The sequence below is a fragment of the Saccharospirillum alexandrii genome (genome assembly GCF_004000275.1).
Classification (GTDB): Bacteria; Pseudomonadota; Gammaproteobacteria; order Pseudomonadales; family Natronospirillaceae; genus Saccharospirillum; species Saccharospirillum alexandrii.
On the sequence record NZ_RCIP01000002.1, the window covers coordinates 1 to 24455 of the forward strand.

25 protein-coding genes are annotated in these 24455 nt (G+C 56.4%); 15 read left to right on the forward strand and 10 right to left on the reverse strand.

The genetic code is table 11. The features are described from left to right. Positions 1 to 442: 442 nt before the first annotated feature. Together EP166_RS07835 and zapE are read right to left on the reverse strand one after the other, a co-directional pair. On the reverse strand, positions 443 to 1432 hold the full coding sequence (locus EP166_RS07835) for a glycosyltransferase family 4 protein (RefSeq protein ID WP_220432528.1): 990 nt from the start codon (positions 1430 to 1432) through the stop codon (positions 443 to 445). A gap of 72 nt (positions 1433 to 1504) precedes the next feature. Then, complete coding sequence (zapE, locus tag EP166_RS07840) at positions 1505 to 2608, reverse strand: cell division protein ZapE (protein ID WP_127556286.1); 1104 nt, start codon at positions 2606 to 2608, stop codon at positions 1505 to 1507. Positions 2609 to 2806: 198 nt separating this feature from the next. Here zapE and EP166_RS07845 point away from each other — a divergent pair, with 198 nt between their 5' ends. The 3 genes from EP166_RS07845 (at position 2807) to cysN (ending at position 6002) form a co-directional block, all read left to right on the forward strand. Further along, complete coding sequence (locus tag EP166_RS07845; protein WP_164743861.1) at positions 2807 to 3316, forward strand: Z-ring associated ZapG family protein; 510 nt, start codon at positions 2807 to 2809, stop codon at positions 3314 to 3316. An 89-nt stretch (positions 3317 to 3405) separates the two neighbouring features. Beyond that, complete coding sequence (gene cysD / locus EP166_RS07850; RefSeq protein WP_127556288.1) at positions 3406 to 4314, forward strand: sulfate adenylyltransferase subunit CysD; 909 nt, start codon at positions 3406 to 3408, stop codon at positions 4312 to 4314. 68 nt (positions 4315 to 4382) lie between these two features. Beyond that, positions 4383 to 6002, forward strand: a complete 1620-nt coding sequence (cysN, locus tag EP166_RS07855; RefSeq protein ID WP_127556289.1) for a sulfate adenylyltransferase subunit CysN — start codon at positions 4383 to 4385, stop codon at positions 6000 to 6002. Between the two features lie 53 nt (positions 6003 to 6055). On the opposite strand, the gene EP166_RS07860 is transcribed toward cysN, so the two are convergent. The 7 genes from EP166_RS07860 to EP166_RS07890 form a co-directional block, all read right to left on the reverse strand. Next, positions 6056 to 6805, reverse strand: a complete 750-nt coding sequence (locus tag EP166_RS07860; protein ID WP_127556290.1) for a Nif3-like dinuclear metal center hexameric protein — start codon at positions 6803 to 6805, stop codon at positions 6056 to 6058. Positions 6806 to 7165: 360 nt separating this feature from the next. Beyond that, positions 7166 to 8269 (reverse strand): histidinol-phosphate transaminase, encoded by a 1104-nt coding sequence (gene hisC / locus EP166_RS07865; RefSeq protein WP_127556291.1) that lies wholly within the window; start codon positions 8267 to 8269, stop codon positions 7166 to 7168. Beyond that, positions 8262 to 9569, reverse strand: coding sequence for a histidinol dehydrogenase (hisD, locus tag EP166_RS07870; protein WP_127556292.1), 1308 nt, complete (start codon positions 9567 to 9569; stop codon positions 8262 to 8264). The genes hisC and hisD overlap by 8 nt, the downstream gene beginning before the upstream one ends. A gap of 65 nt (positions 9570 to 9634) precedes the next feature. Next, entirely contained in the window at positions 9635 to 10309 is a 675-nt protein-coding gene (gene hisG / locus EP166_RS07875; protein ID WP_246026247.1) for an ATP phosphoribosyltransferase, read from the reverse strand. Between the two features lie 86 nt (positions 10310 to 10395). Beyond that, entirely contained in the window at positions 10396 to 11658 is a 1263-nt protein-coding gene (gene murA / locus EP166_RS07880; protein ID WP_127556294.1) for a UDP-N-acetylglucosamine 1-carboxyvinyltransferase, read from the reverse strand. Positions 11659 to 11661: 3 nt separating this feature from the next. Then, positions 11662 to 11904, reverse strand: a complete 243-nt coding sequence (locus EP166_RS07885; RefSeq protein ID WP_127556295.1) for a BolA family protein — start codon at positions 11902 to 11904, stop codon at positions 11662 to 11664. A 115-nt stretch (positions 11905 to 12019) separates the two neighbouring features. After that, positions 12020 to 12685: an MlaC/ttg2D family ABC transporter substrate-binding protein gene (locus tag EP166_RS07890; RefSeq protein WP_164743862.1), complete on the reverse strand. Its 666-nt coding sequence runs from the start codon at positions 12683 to 12685 to the stop codon at positions 12020 to 12022. A gap of 216 nt (positions 12686 to 12901) precedes the next feature. Here EP166_RS07890 and EP166_RS07895 point away from each other — a divergent pair, with 216 nt between their 5' ends. From EP166_RS07895 to EP166_RS07950, 12 genes are all read left to right on the forward strand, one after another. Next, positions 12902 to 13873, forward strand: coding sequence for a KpsF/GutQ family sugar-phosphate isomerase (locus tag EP166_RS07895; RefSeq protein ID WP_127556297.1), 972 nt, complete (start codon positions 12902 to 12904; stop codon positions 13871 to 13873). Further along, entirely contained in the window at positions 13873 to 14439 is a 567-nt protein-coding gene (gene lptC, locus EP166_RS07900) for an LPS export ABC transporter periplasmic protein LptC (RefSeq protein ID WP_127556298.1), read from the forward strand. The genes EP166_RS07895 and lptC overlap by 1 nt, the downstream gene beginning before the upstream one ends. Before the next feature lie 37 nt (positions 14440 to 14476). Further along, the gene (gene lptA / locus EP166_RS07905; RefSeq protein WP_281276794.1) at positions 14477 to 14977 is read left to right on the forward strand and encodes a lipopolysaccharide transport periplasmic protein LptA; all 501 of its coding nucleotides are present in this window, start codon (positions 14477 to 14479) and stop codon (positions 14975 to 14977) included. Then, complete coding sequence (gene lptB, locus EP166_RS07910; protein ID WP_127556300.1) at positions 14978 to 15703, forward strand: LPS export ABC transporter ATP-binding protein; 726 nt, start codon at positions 14978 to 14980, stop codon at positions 15701 to 15703. A 28-nt stretch (positions 15704 to 15731) separates the two neighbouring features. Continuing rightward, entirely contained in the window at positions 15732 to 17240 is a 1509-nt protein-coding gene (locus EP166_RS07915) for an RNA polymerase factor sigma-54 (RefSeq protein ID WP_127556301.1), read from the forward strand. Between the two features lie 162 nt (positions 17241 to 17402). After that, complete coding sequence (hpf, locus tag EP166_RS07920; protein WP_028669370.1) at positions 17403 to 17708, forward strand: ribosome hibernation-promoting factor, HPF/YfiA family; 306 nt, start codon at positions 17403 to 17405, stop codon at positions 17706 to 17708. A 2-nt stretch (positions 17709 to 17710) separates the two neighbouring features. Then, entirely contained in the window at positions 17711 to 18166 is a 456-nt protein-coding gene (locus EP166_RS07925; RefSeq protein ID WP_127556302.1) for a PTS sugar transporter subunit IIA, read from the forward strand. Positions 18167 to 18171: 5 nt separating this feature from the next. Continuing rightward, positions 18172 to 19050 carry an RNase adapter RapZ gene (gene rapZ, locus EP166_RS07930; protein ID WP_127556303.1) on the forward strand — a complete coding sequence of 293 codons (879 nt, stop codon included), beginning with the start codon at positions 18172 to 18174 and terminating at the stop codon, positions 19048 to 19050. After that, positions 19047 to 19316: an HPr family phosphocarrier protein gene (locus EP166_RS07935; RefSeq protein WP_127556304.1), complete on the forward strand. Its 270-nt coding sequence runs from the start codon at positions 19047 to 19049 to the stop codon at positions 19314 to 19316. The genes rapZ and EP166_RS07935 overlap by 4 nt, the downstream gene beginning before the upstream one ends. Positions 19317 to 19556: 240 nt before the next feature. Then, positions 19557 to 20081 carry a ribosome biogenesis factor YjgA gene (yjgA, locus tag EP166_RS07940; RefSeq protein ID WP_127556305.1) on the forward strand — a complete coding sequence of 175 codons (525 nt, stop codon included), beginning with the start codon at positions 19557 to 19559 and terminating at the stop codon, positions 20079 to 20081. A 120-nt stretch (positions 20082 to 20201) separates the two neighbouring features. Then, complete coding sequence (locus EP166_RS07945; RefSeq protein ID WP_127556306.1) at positions 20202 to 20780, forward strand: sigma-70 family RNA polymerase sigma factor; 579 nt, start codon at positions 20202 to 20204, stop codon at positions 20778 to 20780. Then, positions 20777 to 21421 carry a ChrR family anti-sigma-E factor gene (locus tag EP166_RS07950; RefSeq protein ID WP_127556307.1) on the forward strand — a complete coding sequence of 215 codons (645 nt, stop codon included), beginning with the start codon at positions 20777 to 20779 and terminating at the stop codon, positions 21419 to 21421. The genes EP166_RS07945 and EP166_RS07950 overlap by 4 nt, the downstream gene beginning before the upstream one ends. A 54-nt stretch (positions 21422 to 21475) precedes the next feature. Here EP166_RS07950 and EP166_RS07955 read toward each other — a convergent pair whose 3' ends face one another. Further along, the gene (locus EP166_RS07955) at positions 21476 to 24289 is read right to left on the reverse strand and encodes an FAD-binding and (Fe-S)-binding domain-containing protein (protein WP_127556308.1); all 2814 of its coding nucleotides are present in this window, start codon (positions 24287 to 24289) and stop codon (positions 21476 to 21478) included. Between the last annotated feature and the right edge of the window lie 166 nt (positions 24290 to 24455).

The following is a 24455-nucleotide window of genomic DNA, read 5'->3' on the forward strand; positions in this document are numbered from 1 at the left end:
CAGCGTTCAATCTGAGCCATGATCAAACTCTTCAGTTTAAATCGTTTGGCCGATACCCGAAGGCATCCGCCCAATCTTGCTCGACGCAAGCTACCCTCTGACCGAAACCAAAAGGCGCCTTTCAACAAATGAATTCATTGACAGGTCGCTTACAGATCGAGTGTTCTTCTATGAAGAACAATTCTTTATGCGTCCTCGCTCGACTCAATCCCTTCACCGAAGTGAAGCTCAATAAGCAGAGTGATTCAGCGTCGACCTACAAGCGCCCACACGAATTACTTNGTTCTTTAGAATCAGTTCTTTAGAGCCTTCACTTCATCCCGCCTCTCGGCTGGTTGGAGCCGCTGTTCGGTCACAGCGGAGGCGCATTATAGGGAAAATCGACACCCGGTCAAGACCTTAGCCGGTCTTATTTACCGATATCGCTACCGGCATGGACAACTCAGGAATCAGCCAGCCAACAGTAATAGTCCAGCAACGCCTGTGCCTCTCGCTCCACGGTATAGTTGGCCAACACTTTGGCACGGCCGGCAGCTCCCATCTCTGCTCTCAACTCCGGGCTTTCCATTAGTCTCTTCAAATGTGCTGTAAGCGCAAGACTGTCAGCTACTGGTATAATGTACCCATCTCGATCTGACTCTATTATATCCGGCCAGGCCCCAGCTTCGGTTGCAACAACGGCCGTTTCTGAACTCATTGCTTCAAGTACCGTCAAGCCAAAGCCTTCGGTACGACTTAGTGCAGTGACGACTGACATAGCTTTAAAGTATTCGGGGATCTGCTCAAATGGCAACTTTCCAGTAAACACGACCTGTTCGCTCAGACCAGCCTGGTCAATCCTCCGTTGCCAACCCTCGACGAACCCATTCTGTTCAGGCGTAATCTCGCCCACGATCACTACGGACCAGTCAGGATAGTCCGCCAGCAGGTCCAACGCCGATTCCAGCAAAGTATCGATCCCTTTCTGCTGGCGAACCCGTCCAAATATGCCAATACCATAACGACCAGGAAGGCCTAGTTTTTGATAGGCAGCATCCCGGTCTGTGGCCGGCCGGTAGAGTTTCGCATCGATACCATGGGGAATAATCTGGTCAGGAGGAGAGGCTATAAACCTGGCCGCCGCTTCACAGGTTGACAGAATCCCGTCCATACGACGCATCAGCCAGCGAGTAATCCATGATTTTTTCCGCTGGGCTGTCGATGTAAAAACGATACGCAACGGGGCCAGAAACACATATTTGAGCAGTAGCGCCTGAATCATTTCGTTATTGCGACGGGCGTGGAAAACAATGATCCGCCCTTCCCGCCGGGATTGCCTGGCCCACTCAGCAGCTTCACGAAGGCTCACTGAACGCACATCCGCAGGGAGGTGGTGTGCCCCGAGCACGACGATATCGGCCTTCGCTTTTTGCACCTCAAGAACTTGTAACATGGTGCTGGTAACCCCGGAAAACCTCGAATTCGAATTCCCCAGGATAATGCTTACCACACTAGTCATGCTTACCTACCCTCGATGCGCCTTGGCAAGATATTCCTCCGATTGCATTTCCTGCAAACGACTGACCGTTCGTCGGAATTCAAACCCAAGCCGCCCATCCTGGTATAGGGTTTCTATATTCGCTTCTGCACTCATCAGCAGTTTCACCTGCCGATCATAAAATTCATCGACCAGATTGATAAAGCGCCGGGCCTTGTCATCGTTCTTCCCATGAAACACGGGGACGTTACTGATCAGCACGGCATGGAAGCACTGGGCAATTTCAATATAGTCGTTCTGGCTTCTGGGGCCATCACACAGCGCATCAAAATCAAACCAGACAACGTCTTCGCACAACCGTTGAGTCCTGATATTCCGGCCAAGCACATCAAGTGATTGCTGTTCTTCAACCGCCTCCAAGTCAGGAGCCAACTTCTCAAAACTGGACGCCAGCGACGCTTCTGCTGCTGCATCGGCAGGGGTGTGAAAAATTTTCACCTGAGTCAGCGTCCGCAGGCGGTAATCAACCCCACCATCAACGTTCATCACCCGGGTATACTTTTTAACCAGGTCGATGGCAGGTAAAAACAGCGGACGCTGCAGGCCGTCTTTGTAGAGGCCATCGGGCTCAATGTTGGAGGTGGCAACCAGTGTCACACCGCGTTTGAACAAGGCGCGCAGCAAATTGGCAAGAATCATCGCATCGCCGATGTCGGATACAAAAAACTCGTCAAAACACAGTACTCGCGCTTCGTGACTGATCTCCTCAGCGACACCTTCAAGCGGATTGGCCTGACCACGGTGGTCTTTCAAACCCTGGTGAACGCGTCGCATAAAGTGGTGAAAATGCATGCGGCGCTTATCATCAAACGGTAAGGTGTCAAAAAAGGTATCCATCAGATAGGTCTTGCCACGTCCTACACCGCCCCAGAAATATAAGCCGGTCACCGGCTCCGTTTGCTTGCGAAACAGCCGGGTTAGGCGCCCGGTGATGCTTGCTTCTTCGGCGCGCTGGGCTATCAATTGGTCGTAAAGTTGCTGCAATGCCTTGACGGCTTCTTCCTGAGCCGGATCATGGGAGAAGCCCTCTTTGCTAAGATCGGCCTGATATCGCGTCCAGGGTGTGCTCATCCGGTGCTCCGGGCAGGGTGTAAAGGGGTCGGAATTTTACGGGAACCATTTGCACAATCAATGACTGTCAGGCACAAATGTTTCTCACGCCATGCATTTTTAAAGACTTTATACTGACTGGACTGCCCAGCAGGGCAGCACGACAGACACACCGCTTCATCTATACTGTGCCTGGTAAGAAGCTTAATGGAGAACACAATGCTGCAACTGGACTGGATCACCTTCATCATCATCATCGTCATAGCACTGCTCGCCGGTGCAGTCTTGAGCCGTCTGTGGGGCAAGGCACAGGGAGAAGATCCCAATGGGCTGAAGCGTCAATTGGAGGATTTGAAGCGCCAGCATCAGAACTACCAGATCAACGTGACCGAGCACTTTAGCCGCACCACAGAATTGATCGACAACCTGAATCAGAGCTATGCCAGCATTCGCGACCATCTGAACCAGGGCGCCGACCAATTGGTCGCACCTGAGTATCGACTGGAATCGGCCCGCGCTGGCGGTGAAGACCTGCAGGACCTGGCCCCAAAACCCTCTGCAAGTAGCAGTGACGTTGACATGCCCAGAGACTACGCCACCAAAACCCCCAAAGACATTGGCATGCTGTCAGAATCCTTTGGTTTCACTCGGGTAGAAGAAGCCGCTGCCACAGCAGATGAGACCCCGACCGGCACCAAAGCAGAAACGGCTTCTAAAAAGTCGCGATAGATCTATTCCCAAACGTTCTTAAAAGCCTAGCAACAATAACAAAAAGCTTTGATATAGTTCGCCCAGATCACTTCTGTACTGGACGAACTATGTCACACGACGTATTTACCCATCTCAAACAGCTTGAAGCCGAAAGTATCCACATCATTCGTGAAGTGGCGGCCGAGTTTGACAACCCGGTCATGCTCTACTCCATCGGCAAAGACTCCGCCGTCATGCTGCATCTGGCGCGCAAGGCCTTTTTCCCCGGGCGATTGCCGTTCAAGCTGATGCACGTCGATACCGGCTGGAAATTCAAGGAAATGTACGAATTCCGGGATCGGCTGGTCGAGGAGTATGATCTCGACCTGATCGTCCATCGCAATGAAGACGGCATTCGCCAGGGCATCAACCCGTTCGACCACGGCAGCGCCAAACATACCGATATCATGAAAACCCAGGCGCTCAAACAGGCCCTGGACCTGCATCGCTTTGATGCGGCATTTGGCGGTGCCCGGCGAGATGAAGAGAAGTCCCGAGCCAAGGAGCGCGTCTACTCCTTCCGCGACCGGAACCATCGCTGGGACCCTAAGAATCAGCGTCCGGAGCTGTGGAACATCTACAACGGCAAGATCAACCGGGGTGAAAGCATCCGGGTATTCCCGCTGTCCAACTGGACAGAGCTGGATATTTGGCAGTACATCCACCTGGAGTCCATCCCCATCGTCCCACTGTATTTCTCGGCCAAACGTCCCGTTGTTGAGCGCGACGGCATGTTGCTGAACATCAACGACGACCGCATGAAGCTGCGCCCGGATGAAGAAGTTCAGCACAAGTCGGTACGATTCAGAACCCTCGGCTGTTACCCATTGACCGGCGCGGTTGAATCAACGGCGACCACCCTGCCAGAGATCATTCAGGAAATGCTGTTGACCACCACCAGTGAGCGTCAGGGCCGCGCCATCGACCACGATTCATCAGGTTCCATGGAAAAGAAAAAGCAGGAAGGCTATTTCTGATTCAACCGACCGATTTTGTTTGAGCGCCAACAGGCTCCAGCGGCGCAATGCATGAGGAATACAGACCCATGGCACACCAGTCCGATTTGATTGCTCAGGACATCGATGAGTACCTGAAGCAACATGAACAGAAAGAACTGCTGCGGTTTTTAACCTGCGGCAGCGTCGATGACGGCAAGTCCACCCTGATCGGGCGACTGCTGCACGACTCGAAAATGATCTATGAGGATCAGTTGGCGGCAATCGAAAAAGACAGCCGCAAGTCTGGCACTACCGGTGAGAAGATCGATCTGGCCCTGCTGGTCGATGGCCTGCAGGCCGAGCGCGAGCAAGGCATCACCATCGATGTGGCTTACCGCTACTTCTCGACCAACAAGCGCAAGTTCATCATTGCCGACACACCGGGGCATGAACAGTACACCCGCAATATGGCGACCGGTGCCTCCACCAGCGATCTTGCGATCATCCTGATCGATGCGCGCTACGGGGTGCAGACCCAAACCCGGCGGCACAGCTACATTGCCAGCCTGTTGGGCCTGAAACATGTGATTGTGGCGGTGAACAAGATGGATCTGGTGGATTTCAGCCAGTCACGCTTTGAAGAGATTCAGGCTGTTTATCTGGCCTTTACCGAGCAACTGACGCTGCCAGATATCCGTTTTGTGCCCATTTCCGCCCTCGATGGCGACAACGTGGTCACGCTCAGTGAACGCTCTCCCTGGTACCCCGGCCCAACGCTGATCGAGTTGCTGGAAACGCTGGAGATCAACCGCGACAGCGACCAGAGCCAGTTCCGCTTGCCGGTGCAGTACGTCAACCGGCCCGACCTCAACTTTCGGGGATTTGCCGGCACCGTGGCGTCTGGTGAGATTAAACCCGGCGACAAGGTCAGCGTGCTGCCAAGCGGTTTGTCCTCCACCGTGGAGCGCATTGTAACCTTCGATGGTGATCTCGATCGGGCACATGCAGGCCAGGCCATTACGCTGACGCTGACCGACGAAATCGACATCAGTCGTGGCGACATGCTGGTCGGTGCCAACCAGTCGCCGCTGGTCGCTCAGGCGTTTCAGGCCAAGCTGGTGTGGATGCACGACGATGCCATGGTGCCGGGTCGACAGTACGATTTTAAAGTGGGAACCCAGACGGCCACCGGCCAGTTCACCCGCCTCGATCGCCAGATCGACGTGAACAGCCTGAACACCATCGACACTGAAACCTTGCCTCTGAATGGCATTGGTGACGTTCGACTGCAACTGAACAAAACCATTGTTGCCGACCCCTATCGCAGTCACCGGGCGACGGGAGCCTTCATCGTAGTAGATCGGCTGAGCAACATCACCGTCGGAGCCGGCATGATCGAGAGTGCCGCCGATGTGTCAGACAGCCATCCGGTCAGCGAGAATGAACGTCGGGCCCGCTATCGTCAGAAGCCGGTATCTCTGGTGCTTGCCGTAGACAATGCTGCCGAGCAGGCGGTGAAAATCGAACGGGCCTTGTTCGATCTGGGTCACGTCAGTGCCATTATCCGGCCAGACGATGCGCTGGCGGTCGCTCCTTACCTGGAAGCGGCCGGGCTGATCGCGATTATCGCCGGTGAATCGGACGCGCCTTTTGGCATCAAGATCAAGGATGCCAACCCCAGAGAGGTGATTGCACTGCTGCGCGATGAAGGCGTCATCGAAGACTGACCTGCCCGTGGCAGGATGCCGGCAGAAGCTGGCATCCTGCCGGGTACCGGTGCTTACACCGGAATGGGCAGGTCGATAAACTCCACCGATAAGCCAAACCGTTGCGCCAGGTGCAAGCCCAGCGCTGCGGGCCCTCCCCGCTCAGTAGCATGATGCCCGGCTGCAAAATAATGCACGCCGCTTTCACGGGCCAGGTGCACCGTCGGCTCACTGATCTCCCCGGACACAAACGCATCAACACCGGCATCAATAGCCTGTTGCAAAAATCCCTGCGCGGCCCCGGTACACCAGGCAATGGTCTCGATCGGGTCTTCTGACTCCCCGATGTGCAACACCTCGAATTCCAGTGCCTCAGACAATTGCCGGCGCAGGCTGGCACCGGTGTGCCCACCGTCAACCTCACCCAGCATCACCAGGCTGTCGTCAACTTGCCCGGTTACGTTCCACCCCATCAGACGCGCCAATTGCGTATTGTTGCCAACCTCCGGATGAGCATCCAGCGGCAAGTGATAGGCATAGAGATTGATGTTGTTCGCCAGCAACGCGGCTAACCGGTTGCGTTTGATACCCGTCAATGGCGCGGCCTCGCCTTTCCAGAAGTAGCCATGATGAACCAGAATGGCATCGGCCTGCCGGTCAATGGCTTCGTCTATCAGGCGCTGGCTCGCGGTGACACCGGTTACCAGTCGGCGGATGTCGGCCTTCCCCTCAACCTGCAAGCCATTGGGGCAATAATCGCTGAACCGGGAAACCGCCAGATAGTCGTTCAGATAGTCAGTCAGCTCGTCACGGTGCAAGGTCATGTTGATCAACTCTGCTCGATAGAAAACGGAATATCAGTGTACACCAATTCGATCACTGCGCTGACCGTGACCAGAGCGCAATCGATTCAGCCGCTAGCGACAGGGAGACCCGCCCGACACTGCCTGTCTGCGAACTGAACCAGACACCTGTCAATGCCGGGACTCACGTCAGGATAAGAGGGGCATCAGAACGGTCTCAATACTCCGGAAAAGACGAGTGAAACGCGTTTACCGGCATTTGACGATAATCCTTTAACCCAGGCGGACCTTGTGAGAGCAGACTGTGGCGACAAATCGCAGAAGGAAAAGACGCGAGGGTAGAATGAGCGCCGGGTTGAACCCCGGCACACCGGAAACCAATCAGGCGTTGTTCAAGTGCCGTTCGAGAGCGCTTAACAGTTGCTGATTTTCTGATTCAAACGACACGGTGATGCGCACGCAATCGGCCAGTAACGGATGGCTGCCATCGAGTTTCTTGATCAGTATACCGGCGTCTCGCAAGGCGGCATGCAAGGCGACTGCCTGGCCGGGGCCGGTGCGAACCAGTAAGAAATTGGCCTGGCTGTCGTAGACCTTCAGTCCGGGAAGTGCTGCCAATTGTTGTTGCAACACATGGCGCTGGCGCGTCAGTTCAGCGGTTTGCTGTTCGAAGACGTCAAAATGCTCCAAGGCAAACTGCGCGGACAATTGCGTCAGATTATTGATGTTGTAAGGCAACCTCAGTTTGTTGATCTGCTCAAGCCAGGCCGGATCACCTATCAGAATACCCAGACGCAAGCCCGCCAAACCGACCTTTGACAGGGTGCGCATGATCAGCAAATTGGGGTAGTCGTCCAGCCAGTTCAGATAGTCGGCCTCGGTGAACGCGGTGTAGGCTTCATCCATCACCACCAGACCGGGCGCTGCTTCAATAATGCGACGCAGTTTCTCATCACCCCAGAGATTGCCGGTTGGGTTATTGGGCTGCGCCAGAAACACAACAGCCGGCTGCTCTCGCTCAATACGGCTGAGCATGAGTTCAAGGTCCAGCTCAAACTCGGCCGTCAATGGCACACCGACGTAGTCCATGCCCAGAAAGCGGGCAATCATCCGGTACATAACGAAGCTGGGTTCCGGCGCCAGTATCGTGCGGTCTGCTCCGGATACGGCCATAGCGATTAACTGAATCAATTCATCGGAGCCATTGCCAAGCAGGATCTCCCAGCGTGGGTCGATGTTCATGACGGTTCGAAGAGCATCCTTGACCCCGGGCGCTTCCGGATGGGGGTAGCGGTTCACCTGTGCGTTGGCCAGAACCTCTTGCCATTGTGCCGTCAGGGCGTCCGGCCAGCCATAGGGGTTTTCCATGGCATCCAGTTTCAACAGGCCGGTGGAATCCGGCACTGGATAGGCCGCCAGGCCTGTGATGTCGGGCCGCACCCAGCGGTGAACCCGAGTATCAACCTGATCGCGCAGCTCAGTCATCCAGCCGTTTCTCCGCACTGCGAGCGTGAGCCGTCAACAACTCGCCACGCGCCAGCACTGACGCCACTGCGCCCAGGGTTTTAGCACCTTCAGCCGACACGCCAATGATGGAGCTGCGTTTTTGAAAATCGTAAACTCCCAGCGGCGAAAAGAAGCGCGCGGTACCGCTGGTCGGCAGGACGTGATTGGGCCCCGCACAATAATCACCCAGCGCTTCCGGAGTGTGGCGTCCCAGAAAAATCGCACCGGCGTGGCGAATGTGGGGCAGCCAGGCATGCGGGTCTTCAATTGACAATTCGAGGTGCTCGGGGGCGATGCGATTGATCAGGTCGACGGCGTCGTCCAGCGCATTCACCTTGATAAAGGCGCCGCGCGCATTCAGCGAATCGCGAATGATGTCAGCGCGTTCCAGCGTCGGCAGCAAACGTTGAATGGCGGCTTCAACCGAGTTCAAATAGTCGGCATCGTGGCTGATCAGAATGGCCTGAGCGTCCGGGTCGTGTTCTGCCTGTGAGAACAGATCGAGGGCGATCCAGTCCGGGTCAGTTTTGCCATCGCACACCACCAGTATTTCACTGGGGCCGGCAATCATATCGATCCCGACTTTGCCAAATACCTGCTTTTTGGCCGTAGCAACAAAGATATTGCCCGGGCCGACAATTTTATCAACCGCCGGTACGGTATCGGTACCAAACGCCAGCGCAGCGATTGCCTGGGCTCCGCCCATCAGAAAGACCCGGTCGATGCGAGCTACATGGGCAGCACCGAGAACAAAGTCATTCACCTTGCCGTCCGGCGCGGGCGTGGCCATCACCACTTCGCGCACACCCGCCACTTTGGCGGGCATGGCATTCATGATTACCGAAGAGGCCAGCGGCGCGGTTCCGCCCGGTACGTAAATACCCACCCGGTCCATCGCCGTCACCTGTTGACCCAGAACAGTACCGTCTGCTTCGGTGTAACTCCAGCTCTCGCTGAGCTGGCGCTGGTGATAGGACTCAACCCGCTCAGCGGCGATGCCGAGCGCTTGCTGCTGTTCCGCTGGTAAGCGCTGGTAGCCCGCTTCAATGGCCGCTTTGTCAAGCACCAGCGAAGACGCTGTGGATACATCAAATCGGTCGAACTGCCGTGAATAGTCCAGCAACGCCTCATCGCCACGATGCCGGATATTATCGATCACGGTCGCGACGGTCTGCTGCACGTCGGCGTCTGAAACAGACTCCCACGCCAGCAACGCATCCAGTTGCTGGTTAAAGTCACCGGCTGACGCTTCCAGGCGCCGTATCGTGATCTCGGACATGCGGTTCAAGCCTCTTGATTAGTACCAACTAAGAATGAGCAAGATGTTGCAATCGTCTGTTTCAATCAGGACCTGACGGCAGACGACTGAACGGCCGCCGCGAGCGTCTCAATAATGGGGTTGATGCGGTCATCTTTCAATTTGAGCGCCAGACGACTGGCCACCAGACGACTGCTGATGTCGGCAATATGTTCCTCAACCACCAGCCCGTTAGCCTTCAGCGTGTTGCCGGTATCGACAATATCGACAATGCAATCGGCCAATTTCATGATCGGGGCCAGTTCCATACCGCCGTACAGCTTGATCAGATCAACCTGTCGACCCTGCTCTGAGAAATATTGCTTGGCAACCCGCACAAACTTGGTCGCGACTTTCATTCTGCCGGCGACTTCAGGGGCATCTTTAAGGCGAGCAGTCATCAGCCGACAGCGCGCGATTTGCAGATCAAGCACTTCATACATTTCTTCCGCGCCGTGCTCCATCAGCACATCCTTGCCCGCCACTCCGAGATCCGCCACACCATACTCGACATAGGTTGGCACATCGGTGGCCCGAATAACGATGAACTGAACATCAGACCGGGTGGTCTCGAAGATCAGCTTGCGGGAAGTATGAATGTCTTCAAGCGGCTCGATACCGGCCGCTGCAAACAGCGGTAGGGTTTCCTTGAGAATCCGCCCTTTGGACAGGGCGATGGTAATTTTATCCGGCGAAGTTGATGTCGCTTGAGGGTTTTGCACTGCAGTGTCCTGTGTTGGATCCCGATTCCGGCGTCGGGCCAGGCAGCTAAGGGGGTCGCTGCCGGCCCTGATGGGACTCGGGCGGCTTAGCCTGTGACCCGTTTGATCGTCGCACCCAATTGCTGCAACTTTTCTTCGATGCATTCGTAACCACGGTCTATGTGGTAAATCCGGTCGACCAGCGTATCGCCTTCAGCGACCAGACCCGCCAGCACCAGTGACGCAGACGCTCGCAGGTCGGTCGCCATTACGGGCGCGCCGGTCAGCTTTGCGCAGCCGGTAATGACCACGGTATTACCCTTGATCCGGGCATTGGCGCCCATCCGCTCCAGTTCGTTGATGTGCATGAACCGGTTTTCAAATACCGTCTCTTCAACCGTACCAACGCCGTCAGCAATGGCGTTCAAGGCGGTAAACTGGGCCTGCATGTCGGTCGGGAAGGCCGGGTACGGGGCTGTGGTGATATTAACCGCCCGGACTCGCTGCCCGTGCATGTCCAGTACGATCCAGTCGTCGCCCTGAGTAATTTCGGCGCCCGCTTCGCGCAACTTGATCAGCACCGACTCCAGTGTATCCGGGTCGACGTCGCGCAATTTCACTCGGCCACCGGTAATGGCCGCAGCGACCAGGTAGGTGCCTGCTTCGATACGGTCCGGCAACACGGAGTAATCGGCTTCATGGAGACGTTCAACCCCCTCCACAGTAATGGTATCGGTACCGGCACCGGTGATGTTGGCTCCCATCGCGATGAGGCATTGAGCCAGATCCACCACTTCCGGTTCTTTGGCTGCATTCTCGATGACCGATGTGCCTTCGGCGAGTGTCGCGGCCATCAGAATGTTTTCAGTACCGGTGACGGTGACGGTATCAAAGAAAATACGAGCGCCCTTCAGCCGGCCATCTGACCGGGCCTTGATGTAACCATCGGATACATCGATATGGGCGCCCATCGCCTCAAGCCCGCGAATGTGCAGGTCGACCGGCCGGCTGCCGATGGCACAGCCACCGGGCAGAGATACATTGGCCTCGCCAAAGTGAGCCAGCAACGGTCCCAGGACCAGAATTGACGCGCGCATGGTCTTAACCAACTCGTAAGGGGCCGTGCAATTCTTGATGTTTCCCGCACAGACTTCGACACTCATGTCTTCACCGACGGTGACGTCTACGCCCATGCAACCGAGCAACTCGATCATGGTAGTAATATCGTTCAGATGCGGCAGGTTGCGCACCGTTACCGGGTCTTTGGTCAGCAAAGTGGCCGCAATGATCGGCAAAGCCGCATTCTTGGCACCGGAGACACGGATTTCGCCATTCAGGCGACTACCGCCGGTAATCAATAATTTATCCAAGGTTCACTTCTCCTGACCGGACCATTCTGCCGGGGTGAACAGCGCCATTGACACTGCATGAATGTCACCCGAAGTGATTTTTTCATTCAGCACCCCGTAGACCTGCTGCTGACGCTGGACCGGGCGCTTGCCGGCAAAGGCATCATCGATGATCCGGACCGTAAATTTGGCGCCACCCCCATCGACTTCAATGGTTGCGCCGGGGAAGGCGGCGGCGAGCATGGCCTTAATTTCGTCTGCGGACATGGTACTTCCTGCTTGGGTATGAATGTAAAGGGGCGGGGATTATACGGAAAAAGCAGCCAGATCGAAATGATCTGTGCCTCAAAACCAGGGCCAGCCTGAATGGCCGGCCCACCCGTTACTGGAACTGCTCTTCATCGAACGTTTCAGCCGTTGTACGCTCCCATTCATCAATGGTGGCATCCAGGTCTCCGCCTGTGTCGCGATAGATCTGGTCAAACTGGGATTTGAAGGTCACGCCAAGGTTAACGCCATTCACAATCACATTCTGCATGCGCCAGTCGTCCGCTTCGCGACTGTAGTACACGCTCTGAATCATGGGGTATTCCTGGCCATCCGGGGACACCACATTCAAGTTCACGCGGGTATTGCGTACGGTATTCTCGCTGTCGTTTTCACTGGGCAGCAATTCGACCTCAAAGGACCCGAAATTATAGAGGCCACCCGCATAAGTGTTAATCATGCTTCGCTTGAACACTTCAAGAAAGCGTAATTTCTGCTCCTGAGTAGAGGATTCCAGCAACTCCCGACCCATAATACGACTGACGATAACGGTATACCCAATCAAGGGGTCCAACACCTCACCCACTTCTTCCAGGTAGGCCTCCCGATCTCCTGCACTGCCGTGCTCGCTGTGTTTCTTAACCACCTCCAGCACGGCGTTGACACCGTCCATAACACTCTGCCCGGCAGGCTTACTGGGTGTAAATGCCTGTGCTTGACTGGCCAACATCACAATGCCAGCCAGCATGAATGCGCGTACCGCTCCACTGTGTTTCATCATAAAGGCTCCCGATGTCCCTTTTTTGTCCAGCCTACAGCTTAGGCCTGAATCCGGCCTGAATCGACCCCCCATCAGTCATAACCCTGCGTAAATAAAGAAAAATTTGCACTGAGCTGCCGTTGTGCACCCCCTTCAGACCAGGAGGCATTGTGGTATTCTATCTCTCTATAACACAGCACCGAACAACGTCCGACCGGACCAGGCAGCCATATTACAATGAAACCACACCTGAATTACCTGACGTCAGCGCGGCGCACACTTGATCTGGAAATCAAAGCACTGCAAGGGCTGACCACGCACCTCGACAGCGCCTTTGAGCAGGCCTGCGAGCGGGTATTGGCCTGTAAGGGACGTGTCGTGGTAACCGGTATGGGCAAGTCCGGCCACATCGGCAACAAACTGGCGGCAACGCTAGCCAGCACCGGCACGCCGGCTTTCTTTGTACATCCGGGTGAAGCCAGCCATGGCGATATGGGCATGATCACCGAGCAGGATGTCGTCATCGCCCTGTCAAACTCAGGGGAAGTGGCCGAAATCGTCACCCTGATCCCGCTGATCAAACGGCTCGGTGCAGGCCTGATCGGCATGACCGGCAACCCTGACAGCACCCTGGGGCGTTCGGCCGATGCCCATATTTATTGCGGTGTCGAACAGGAAGCCTGCCCGCTGAATCTGGCACCCACTTCCTCGACGACAGCCGCACTGGTGATGGGCGATGCGCTGGCTATTGCCCTGCTGGAGGCCCGAGGTTTCACCGCCGATGACTTCGCCTTTTCTCACCCGGGAGGCAGCCTGGGTCGCAAATTGCTCTTGAAAATTGGCGACATCATGCACACGGGCCTGGAAATCCCTGTGGTGGAACCTGACACCCTGCTGCGCGATGCATTACTGGAAATGACCCGAAAAGGGCTCGGCATGACCACCATCATCAGCGCTGAGGGCGATTTACTGGGGGTTTTCACCGACGGTGACCTGCGCCGCACCCTGGATCAGGGCATCGACATTCTGACCACGCCCATCCGCTCCGTTATGCACAGCGGCGCCTACACCATGAACCCAGACCAACTGGCCGCTCAGGCGCTCTATGAAATGGAAGAACGCAAAATCACCTCACTGGTGATCGTAGATGCCGGCCAGACCGCGGGTGTGATTCACCTGCACGACATCCTTCGCGCCGGGGTTGCCTGATGGCCAACCGGCGCCGCACCCTGATTGTCGCCACAAGCCTGGGACTTGTCGCACTCGCCATCTGGTGGCAAACCGGCCAGGATGAAACCGCAGGACGTGCCCGGCTGGAACTGCCTGAAAACGCGCCCGATCTTTACATCGAACAACCGGATCAAACTCGTTTTGATGCGGCAGGCCAACCCGAACTGCGGGCGCGGGCCGAGTCTCTGGCCTATTATGAACGCAATGGCGAAAGCCTGATGACACGGCCGGTAATGACCGTGCTGTCCAGCCCTGACCAGCCGTGGAAAATCACTTCTGACCAGGCAGTCCTATTCAACGACGGAAGTATGAATTTTGAACAAAACGTTGAAGTAATCGAACAGCAAACACCGGACGGCATGCAGCTCTATACCGACTGGCTACGGGTCGAGCAGAATGGTCGCTTCGTCACAACGCCCAGGCCTGTTAGACTGCTGCAACCCGGACAGGAGGCCCGCGGCACCGGAATGGACGCCATACTGACCGGTGAGGATTCCGACATAACGCTCAAATCAGAGGTATCGATTCGCTATGATGCGAACTGAGACAACCCGCCTACACCACCACCGCATCTCCCTGATGATGCTTCTGGCCTTAACCTGCCTGGTTGTCCAGCCTGCCTGGGCGTTGCCGGGTGATCGTGATCAGCCAATGACGATCACAGCTGATGAAGGCAATTTTAAAAGCAGCCGGGGTGAAGCCACCTTCACCGGCAACGTTTACTTGAAACAGGGTACACTGGAAGTCTGGGCGGACACCCTGGATGTGCGCCGGGACCCGGAAACCGGTGACATCACCTTCCTGGAAGCCAAAGGCGAACCGGCCCGCTACCAGGAACTGCCCAGTGAAGAAGATGGCCTGATTGAAGTAAGGGGCTCGCGCATAGAATACCGGCCCGATGACGACCTGATCATCACCGAAGGCAACGGCCACCTGACCCAGTCCGGCAGCGAAATTGAAGCTGACTACATCCGCTACAATTTGCTGGACGAATCATTGGATGTCCGGTCCCGGCGCAGCACCGATAATAACGGGGATGCGCCCCAGGCCACCTGGACCTTACAACCGGGAGCGATGGACTGAATGGCGCTGCTGGAAGCAAAGAACCTGGCAAAGAGCTACAAGAAGCGGCCCGTTGTGCGGGATGTCAGCCTCAGCGTTGAAAAAGGCCAGATCGTTGGCCTGTTAGGACCTAACGGTGCCGGCAAAACCACCTGCTTCTACATGATTGTTGGTCTGGTACCGGCGGACAACGGCGAGGTTCTGATCGGGGATAAAAGTGTCACCCGCCTGCCCATGCATGCCCGGGCCCGACAGGGGATCGGCTACCTGCCGCAGGAAGCGTCCATCTTTCGCAAGTTGACAGTACAGGATAATATTCTGGGCGTTCTGCAGACCCGCAAAGACCTGTCGCGCAGCGCGCAAAAACAGCAGTTGGAGTCTCTGCTGGGTGAATTTAACATTACCCATATTCGTGACAGCCTGGGTATGGCATTGTCTGGTGGTGAACGGCGCCGGGTCGAAATCGCCCGGGCGCTGGCGATGGAACCGGCTGTCATTCTGCTGGATGAACCTTTTGCCGGGGTAGACCCCATTTCCGTCGGCGATATTAAAGCTATAATCCATCACTTGAGAGATCGTGGTATTGGCGTACTGATCACCGACCACAACGTCCGGGAGACCCTCGACATCTGCGAAAAAGCCTACATCGTGGGTAACGGCCACATCATTGCAGAAGGGACAGCGGAGGACGTTTTGAACAACGCCACCGTTCGTGAAGTGTATTTAGGCGACCAATTCCGCTTATAACCATGGCCAAAGGCACATATAACGCTCTATGAAGACCTCCTTACAACTAAAAATGAGCCAGCAGCTGACTATGACGCCTCAGCTGCAACAAGCCATTCGCCTGCTGCAACTGTCGACTCTGGATCTGCAACAGGAGATACAGGAGGCACTCGAAAGCAACCCCATGCTCGAAGTTCGTGAAGACGTGGACGATTCGGGCGCCACCGACTCAAAAAACAGCCAATCTGTTGACCAGAAAGCCACCAGCGATGCGGAAAACACCGCAAATTCCAACGAGGGTGATCAGCGCGAGCTGGAGATTGCCGAACACATTCCCGACGACCTGGCCGTCGACAGCTCCTGGGACGACATTTACACCCACGCCCCCACCAGTCACGGCCTGCCGTCCGGAGACGATGACTTCAATTTCGAAAACGTCTACGGCACCACTGACTCACTCTGGGATCATCTGAACTGGCAACTGAACCTAACCACCATGACGGATCGCGACCGGCAAATCGCCGAGAGCCTGATCGAAAGCGTCAATGCTGAGGGGTATTTGTCGTCAAGCCTAGACGATATTTTCGAGGGCCTGACCGCGCACATGGCCAATGACGATGATCCGCTGGAAATGGACGAAGTCGAAGCCGTTTTGCACCGCGTTCAGCACTTCGACCCACCCGGCGTCTGTGCCCGGGACCTGGCCGACTGCCTGACCATACAACTGAAGCAAATGAGCGACGACACCCCCTGGCGCGACGCCGCCTTGACGGTGGTCAACAACTACCTCGATCTGCTTGCCTCCCGCGATTACAGCCAGTTGATGCGAAAATCCAAACTGAAAGAGCCGGAACTGCGCGATGTTATTGCGCTGATTCAGAGCCTGAACCCGCGCCCTGGTAATCAGATAGAAAGCGGTAAAGATGAATACGTGGTACCAGATGTCATCGTTCGCAAAGACATCAAAAACAATCGCTGGCTGGTTGAGCTGAATCCGGAAATTGCGCCGAAACTGCGGGTCAACGCCTCCTATGCGTCCATGGTCAAGCGGGCCGACTCCAGCAGCGATAACACCTATTTGAAAGACCACCTGCAAGAGGCTCGCTGGTTTATCAAGAGCCTGATGAGCCGCAATGAAACACTGCTGAAAGTGGCCACCAACATTGTCGAGCATCAACGCGGTTTCCTGGAATACGGTGAAGAAGCCATGAAACCTCTGGTCTTGCACGATGTTGCCGAAGCGGTCGAAATGCATGAGTCGACCATTTCCCGGGTGACCACCCCAAAATACATGCACACGCCGCGCGGCATCTTTGAACTTAAGTATTTTTTCAGCAGTCACGTCAGTACCGACAGTGGTGGCGAAGCCTCGAGCACTGCCATTCGTGCCATCATTAAAAAGCTGGTCGCGGCCGAAAACCCGCGCAAGCCATTGAGTGACTCGAAGATCGCCACTTTGCTGGGCGACAAAGGCATTCAGGTAGCCCGACGTACCATCGCCAAATACCGTGAAGCCATGATGATTCCTCCGTCAAATGAACGTAAACGTCTGATCTAGATCAGTGGAGTGGGCCGAGCCGTGCTTGAAAGCCGTCGGTCCAGGCGCCAAATTCTGTAATAGGAGCTAGACTGAAACAGGCAAAGGGAAATCGGATAACATTGCCCTGCGGACATCGCCTTGTCAGGAACCGCAGATCCATCACTGCAAGAGGAGCGGACTATGCAAGTCAACATCAGTGGTCACCATGTAGAAGTTACTGAAGCACTGAACGACTATGTCGGTCAGAAACTGGACCGGCTGGAGCGACACTTCGACCAGATTGGCAATGTACAAATCACCCTCAGTGTTGAAAAACAGCGGCAAAAAGCTGAAGCTTCACTCAACATCAAGGGTGCCCAGATTCATGCGGACTCTGAACACGATGACTTGTATGCCGCCATTGATATGATGGCGGATAAACTGGACCGTCAACTGCTCAAACACAAAGAGAAGACAGTTGATCGAATGCACGGGAATTCACGTTAATCATGATACCACTGGACCAAGTCCTGACCGTTGAACGCGTCTTTGTCGGCGCGTTCGGCGCCAGCAAAAAACGCGTACTGCAAACCCTGGCGGAACGCCTTGCCAGCGCAGTACCAGGCGTCACCGAACTTGACCTGTTCGATCAGTTGATTGCCCGGGAGCGTCTTGGGTCCACCGGACTGGGTCAGGGCATTGCCCTGCCCCATTGCCGCCTTGCCAACATCGACCGGCCCGTCGCCGCTCTGGTGAAACTCGATGACGCCGTCGACTTTGAATCGCCGGACAGACAACCTGTCGATTTGATGTTCGCCCTGGTGGTTCCCGAAGCCGCCACCGATGAACACCTGCAATTACTGGCCGCCGTTGTAGAACGATTTAACGACTCAGAGACGGTTGCCGCCCTGCGCGATACCCGTGATCCCGACGAACTCTACCGGCTCTTCTTCAAGGGATTCTGATCACCATGGCGACGCAGGCCAAACCACACCGCCTCATACTCATCAGCGGTCGATCAGGGTCGGGTAAGAGCACGGTCTTGAACGCCCTGGAAGACGCGGGCTTTAATTGCATCGACAATCTGCCGCCGTCACTGCTCCCCGAGCTGGTGCGCTGGATGTCGGCCAGTACCGATCAGCCCAACACCGCCGTTTGTATCGATGCGCGCATGTCGCCTCAGGGCATTGCCCATTTGCCCGAGATTCTGGCCTCCCTGAAAACCGACCTGATCCCCGAGATTCTCTTTCTGGATGCCGACGAAACCATTCTGTTGCAACGGTTTTCCGCCACTCGCCGCAAGCACCCGCTGACCGATCAGCATCGCTCACTGGCCGAAGCCATCGCCCACGAAGCACAGCTGCTGGCCCCGGTTGCGGCTCTGGCACAACTAAAGATAGACACCAGCAGTCTGTCGCTGCAGGAACTGCGCGACCAAATACGCTCCAGGGTCATTCGCAAGCCCCGAGGCATCGCCTTGCAGTTCCTGTCGTTCGGGTTCAAACACGGCCTGCCCCGGGATGCCGATCTGGTGTTTGATGTTCGATGCTTGCCCAACCCCTATTGGGACAAGGCGCTACGAGTCCATACCGGGCGGGATGAGCCTATTCAGGCGTTCTTGCAGCGCGAACCCGCCGTTACCGAAATGTTTGAAGACATTCGTCGATTTGTTGACCGCTGGTTGCGTCAGTATGAAGCGAATCAGCGCGCCTATCTCACCGTTGCCATTGGCTGCACCGGCGGGCAGCACCGCAGTGTTTACATTTGTGAACAACTCTATGGTACTTTCTCTGCCAACTATCCAAGCGTTCAGATCAGACACCGGGACATGGGGCACGACGAAGCGTGATTCAGGAACAACTGACCATTATCAACAAGCTCGGGCTGCATGCCCGGGCGGCAGCCAAACTGGTCGGCGTCGCCGGTCAGTTTGAGAGCCGGATCGTACTGGTCAAAGATGGCCGCGAAGCCGACGCGAAAAGCATCATGTCGGTCATGATGCTGGCGGCGAGTCAGGGCACCGAACTGAATGTGCGCATTGAGGGAGACGATGCCTCAGAAGCCTGGGTAGCGCTACTGTCCCTGGTTCAGAACCGATTCGATGAGCCGGAATAGTCGGTAAATGCAGGATGTTCGTGCGGTTACAGCCCTTTCCAACACGAACATCCCGATAGTTGCGGTTGCGGCTGGTGCCACCCCGCCCTTTCTTTTAAAATCACCACCATCGACCCGGCGCTGTCAGTCGAAGCTGTACCAGTCAAAAGCATCACATCGACTGGGTAGCTGACTGTCCTAAGCCTGGCCACATTCTTTCTGCTTTGAACCCGATCGGGCAGTCACCACCGTAGAGCGCTCATGAGCCACCCTGAAGACGATAACATCGAATACGAACTGGTCAGCAAGTCTGAAATGAAACGGGAAATGCACCGTTGGCAGGCCCTGGGTGAGCGCTTGCTTACGCTGCGTGCAGACCAGCTGGCCACCATACCCATGACCGAACGGCTGATTCAGGCACTGGATGAGAGCAAGCGAGTCACTCAGCGCGAAGCCCGCCGGCGGCACTTGCAACTGATCGGCAAGCTGATGCGTGACAACGACGTCGACGCCATTCGCGAGGCCGTCGACCGGCTCGACCCCAGCAGTGAGGTGTATAAACGGGACCTGCAACAGGCGGAAGTCTGGCGTGAACGCCTGATTCGCGACGACAGTGCTGAAAGCAACTGGTTCGAAACCTACCCGAATACCGACCGCCAGCCCTTCCGCTCACTGGTGCGGGCTGCTCGCAAGGAGCAACCGGACGACCCGGAAGCCCCAATACGCGGTGGCAAGAACAGCAAGCGCTTGCTGCGCTGGATTAAAGAGACGCTGGCAGAAAAATAATCATCCAGCGTGATCCGGATATTGAGCGCTGACGTATCCTAACCTGAGACTCCATCTACAGGTTTAAAAATGTCAGCGGCCAATGTAATCTCGATTCTTTCATCGAAAAAAGCACGCACTATGACACAGACGAGCCAAACAGCCGACGAGTGGGCGGACCTGCTCGAGGCCGTGGCCCGACGGCAGGACACCAAAGCCTTTGAGGCTCTGTTCAAGCATTTTGCTCCCCTGATTAAAGCCTTTGCGTTGTCTTCCGGCTTGCACAGTCAGGGCGATCACCTCCCTGAAGAGCTGGTCCAGGATGTGATGCTTGCCATCTGGCGCAAGTCGGCATCCTATGACAGACGCAAGGCGGCACCGTCAACCTGGATCTTTACCATTGCCCGTAACCAGCGCATCGACATGCTGCGTCGCCTGAACAAATACCGGGCCGACGTCTCTGCCGATGCAATCTGGGACCTGGAATCCGATACCGAACTGTTTGGTGAAATCCGCCAGTCGCGCATTCAGGACAAGGTAAAAGCGGGTCTCTATGAGCTTCCGGTCGACCAGCGCCAAGTCATGGCTAAGGTCTTTCTGGAAGACAAAAGCCACCAGGAGGTTGCCGACGAAATGAAGCTACCCCTGGGTACCGTCAAGAGCCGGGTTCGCCTGGCCATGAAAAAGATGAAACTTTCGTTAGAGGCACTCGATCTATGAGTCAGTGGCACCCGCAACCCGATCAACTTGTGGAATTTGCAGCCGGTACCTGCCACACCGGCATGAGTGTGGCGATCTCCGTACACCTGCATTACTGCCCGCAATGCCGTGCTGCTCTAAGTGAGTTGGAGAGCACCTCTGCGGTTCTATTTGAACAGCAGGCGGCCGTACCGGTAACGGATTCGGCTTTCGACCAGCTGATGCAACGCATACAGAAGGATCCCGTAACTGAACCGGAGCCCGCGCCCGTGCTGAGCAATCGCTTTCCCAAAGCGCTGGCCACACTGCTGCCCGCCTCGCTGGATGAGCTGGACTGGCGCCAGCCGATGAAAAACCTGCGCGTCAGTCACCTAATGACTGACGAAAGCGGCATGATCATTGGTCTGCATCACATGAAAGCTGGTGGCCGTGTACCGAACCATTACCACCGGGGTGAGGAAATCAGTGTCGTGCTAGAGGGCGGTTTCTCGGACCAGCTTGGTTCCTACGGTGCCGGCGACTTTATCACGCGCACACCGAGTGATACCCACTCGCCGCGGGCCGATGCCCACGAAGATTGCCTGATGCTCTCGGTCGTCGCCGCTCCGGTCAAGTTAACCGGTGCGCTGGGCTGGCTACTGAACCCTTTCCTGAAGCCCTAATCTGGCTTCATCTGGCACCCAAAGAAAACCCCGGCTTTGCCGGGGTTTTTTGGTTTAATCGGCCCGGTCGGATTGCCGATCCAGCACTTCGAACAGCGAAAAGTAGGTCAGCCCACTGTGCTGACTGAGCCCGATTTCACAGGTCCGGCTGGTAGAAATACCATAGCGGCAATCGCTAACCGACTCAGCCAGATGACGCAGGGAGGACGCATTCAGCTCCGGTTGCGAGAACCCCTTGTCACCGGCAAACCCGCAGCAGGCCATGCCCTCAGGCTGCACCCAGTGCGGCGTTACCGCGTTTAACACCCGCTGAAAACTGGCTTCTATGCCCTGTTTCTGCACGCTGCAGGTTGTATGAACCGCTACACGACCGGTCTCGGGCTGAATAACCAGCCGGTCCAGCAGGAAGCGGTCAATAAAATCGACACTGTCGTAAAACTGGATGCCGCGTGCCTGTGCATCGGCCCGCACCCGCAAACTGCAAGGGCTGGTGTCGGCCAGCACCGGAAAGCGACCACCACTGGAGACTTCCCAGAGTTCGTCGACCAATTCCCGGCGCTGCTGCTCAGCCACGTCGACATGCCCCTTGGAATGAAACGGCTGGCCACAGCACAGGCCCCGGGTCGGCTGTGGCACCACCACTGCCAGCCCAGCCTTGCGCAGAACGCTCAGCGCAGCGGCGGGCACTGGCTGGCGCCCGTCGCCCAATGCCGGGCCCATGGCCTGGGTGACGCAAGCGGCCCAGTAAACGACTGTATCCAGATCGGTGGGACGCGTCTGGCGTATGGGTGCATACACTGGGCGGGCAGCCCCTGGTGTTGTCGATGGCCAGAGCGGCGTTCGCCCGCCACTGAGTCGCCGCATTGACGCCGAATAGCGCTCCAGCCGCTGCGCCCCGGCCAGCCGTTGTAACCCCTGGGCTGCCCACAAACTGCCGCGCGTGAGCGTGGCCAGGGTAGCAAAGTGACGCCCCATAAAGCGCGCCAACCGGCCATAACGGTGATTGTTGCGCTGGCGCAGACTCAGTACCAGCTCCCCGGTGTTAATACCCACCGGACAGCGCAGTTCGCACAACCCCGTCGCTGCACAGGTGTCGATACCCTGATAATTGAAGGCTTTTTGCCATTGCGGATCTATGCCCTCGTTACGGCTTTGCCGCTGTAACTCCCGGTACAGGGTGATGCGCTGACGCGGCGTCAGCGTCAGATCCCGGGACGGACACACCGGCTCGCAGAAACCGCACTCGATGCAGGTATCGACGATCGGATCGGCCGCAGGCAGGGATTTCAGGTGTTGGATATGGGCTTTGGAGTCGTCATTGAGAATCACCCCAGGGTTGAGAATGCCGGCCGGATCAAATACCTGCTTGATGCGTTTCATCAGCCCGTAGGCGTCCTCGCCCCACTCTTTCGCGACAAAGGGGGCCATGTTACGCCCGGTACCATGTTCAGCCTTTAGTGAGCCTTGCAATGCGCCGGTCACCACCTCGGCAATGTCCTGCATAAAAGCATCGTACCGGGCAACTTCACCGGGCGCTTCAAACCCCTGAGTAAACACAAAATGCAGGTTACCTTCCAATGCGTGGCCAAAAATGATCGCTTCGGTATAGCCATGACGATCGAACAGAGCCTGCAGTGCGGCCACCCCTTCCGCCAGGCGTTCGACAGGAAAAGCGACATCTTCAATAATCACGGTGGTACCCGTCGCGCGCATGGCACCCACTGCAGGAAAGGTACCTTTGCGCAGATTCCAGTACTGGGCGATGCGCAGGCTATCGCGAGTAAAACCGGTACTGCGCCAGCCTGACGGGAAGTGATCCAGCGCCGCCATCACCTGGTCACAGTGACCCGTCAGTGCGTCGGCCATCTCAGCGCGAACATCCACCAGCAGCATGCCGCCTTCTGGCGGTAACTGCCGCGCAAACTCAGGCAGGCCGGGCATGTGCGCCACCGATTCGATGGCACGCCGATCGAGCAGTTCCACGGCATCTACCGGGCAGGACCGCAAGGCGGTAACCGCCCGGGCACACAGATCCAGATCGTCAAACCCGATCATGATTGAGGCCCGATGGGGCCAGTCTGGTACGGTATTCAGGCTGACTTCGCTGATGAACCCTAGGGTGCCCTCAGAGCCCACCATCAGATGCGTCAGCATGTCGATGGGGTCATCAAAATCGAGCAGTGCATTCAGGCCGTAGCCAGTGGTGTTTTTCAACCGGTATTTGTGTCGAACGCGCTCGGCCAGGGTGGTGTTGGCCTTCAGATCAGCCGACAATTCGCCCAGTTTATCCAGAAAACAGCCGTGGCTGGAGCGAAACTCGGCAACGCTAACTGGGTCCCGGCTATCTATGATACTGCCATCGGCCAGCACGACGCGCATCCCGGCCAGGGTGTGGTAGCTGTTATGGCGTGTACCGCAGCACATGCCGCTGGCGTTGTTGGCGACAATACCGCCCATTTTGCAACTGCCTATTGAAGCCGGGTCCGGTCCGATTTTACGGCCATAGGGTTTGAGACGCTGATTCACATCGGCACCGATCAGATCGGGTTGCAGGTGCACCCGCTCTCCCAGGGGGTCAATCCGACAACCACGCCACTGATCGGTCAGAACCACCATAACCGAATCGGTTACCGCCTGACCGGATAAGCTGGTACCGGCCGCCCGGAACGTCACAGGTACCTGGCACAGCTGGGCTTGCACCAGCAGAAAGCTCAGCTCTGCCTCGGTTTCAACCGCCACAATCAGTTTAGGGGTCATCCGATAGAAACTGGCATCAGTACCCAAGGCAAAACAGCGCATCGGGTCTGTGGTCAGACGCGATTCAGGCAAGCGGTGCTTCAGTGCGCGAATAAAGCGATCAATCGTCATAACCGGTCCTGTTCTGGCGTTTGTTGGTATCAGTGAAGGCTCGTTTGGCGACTAAGGTGCCATGTCCGTCGACAAAAAACCTCTCCCTACCGGGTCCCCGTTCCCTAAAAGTGCGCCGGTACGCCACAAAAAGCCGTAAACTGGGGAGCATCAACAACCCGTCTTT

Excerpts from the sequence above, each read along its gene's own strand:
- EP166_RS07835 (WP_220432528.1), bottom strand. The coding sequence starts at position 1,432 with ATGTTACAAGTTCTTGAGGTGCAAAAAGCGAAGGCCGATATCGTCGTG.
- zapE (WP_127556286.1), bottom strand. The coding sequence starts at position 2,608 with ATGAGCACACCCTGGACGCGATATCAGGCCGATCTTAGCAAAGAGGGC.
- EP166_RS07845 (WP_164743861.1), top strand. The coding sequence starts at position 2,807 with ATGCTGCAACTGGACTGGATCACCTTCATCATCATCATCGTCATAGCA.
- cysD (WP_127556288.1), top strand. The coding sequence starts at position 3,406 with ATGTCACACGACGTATTTACCCATCTCAAACAGCTTGAAGCCGAAAGT.
- cysN (WP_127556289.1), top strand. The coding sequence starts at position 4,383 with ATGGCACACCAGTCCGATTTGATTGCTCAGGACATCGATGAGTACCTG.
- EP166_RS07860 (WP_127556290.1), bottom strand. The coding sequence starts at position 6,805 with ATGACCTTGCACCGTGACGAGCTGACTGACTATCTGAACGACTATCTG.
- hisC (WP_127556291.1), bottom strand. The coding sequence starts at position 8,269 with ATGACTGAGCTGCGCGATCAGGTTGATACTCGGGTTCACCGCTGGGTG.
- hisD (WP_127556292.1), bottom strand. The coding sequence starts at position 9,569 with ATGTCCGAGATCACGATACGGCGCCTGGAAGCGTCAGCCGGTGACTTT.
- EP166_RS07885 (WP_127556295.1), bottom strand. The coding sequence starts at position 11,904 with ATGTCCGCAGACGAAATTAAGGCCATGCTCGCCGCCGCCTTCCCCGGC.
- EP166_RS07890 (WP_164743862.1), bottom strand. The coding sequence starts at position 12,685 with ATGATGAAACACAGTGGAGCGGTACGCGCATTCATGCTGGCTGGCATT.
- EP166_RS07895 (WP_127556297.1), top strand. The coding sequence starts at position 12,902 with ATGAAACCACACCTGAATTACCTGACGTCAGCGCGGCGCACACTTGAT.
- lptC (WP_127556298.1), top strand. The coding sequence starts at position 13,873 with ATGGCCAACCGGCGCCGCACCCTGATTGTCGCCACAAGCCTGGGACTT.
- lptA (WP_281276794.1), top strand. The coding sequence starts at position 14,477 with ATGCTTCTGGCCTTAACCTGCCTGGTTGTCCAGCCTGCCTGGGCGTTG.
- lptB (WP_127556300.1), top strand. The coding sequence starts at position 14,978 with ATGGCGCTGCTGGAAGCAAAGAACCTGGCAAAGAGCTACAAGAAGCGG.
- EP166_RS07915 (WP_127556301.1), top strand. The coding sequence starts at position 15,732 with ATGAAGACCTCCTTACAACTAAAAATGAGCCAGCAGCTGACTATGACG.
- hpf (WP_028669370.1), top strand. The coding sequence starts at position 17,403 with ATGCAAGTCAACATCAGTGGTCACCATGTAGAAGTTACTGAAGCACTG.
- EP166_RS07925 (WP_127556302.1), top strand. The coding sequence starts at position 17,711 with ATGATACCACTGGACCAAGTCCTGACCGTTGAACGCGTCTTTGTCGGC.
- rapZ (WP_127556303.1), top strand. The coding sequence starts at position 18,172 with ATGGCGACGCAGGCCAAACCACACCGCCTCATACTCATCAGCGGTCGA.
- yjgA (WP_127556305.1), top strand. The coding sequence starts at position 19,557 with ATGAGCCACCCTGAAGACGATAACATCGAATACGAACTGGTCAGCAAG.
- EP166_RS07945 (WP_127556306.1), top strand. The coding sequence starts at position 20,202 with ATGACACAGACGAGCCAAACAGCCGACGAGTGGGCGGACCTGCTCGAG.
- EP166_RS07950 (WP_127556307.1), top strand. The coding sequence starts at position 20,777 with ATGAGTCAGTGGCACCCGCAACCCGATCAACTTGTGGAATTTGCAGCC.
- EP166_RS07955 (WP_127556308.1), bottom strand. The coding sequence starts at position 24,289 with ATGACGATTGATCGCTTTATTCGCGCACTGAAGCACCGCTTGCCTGAA.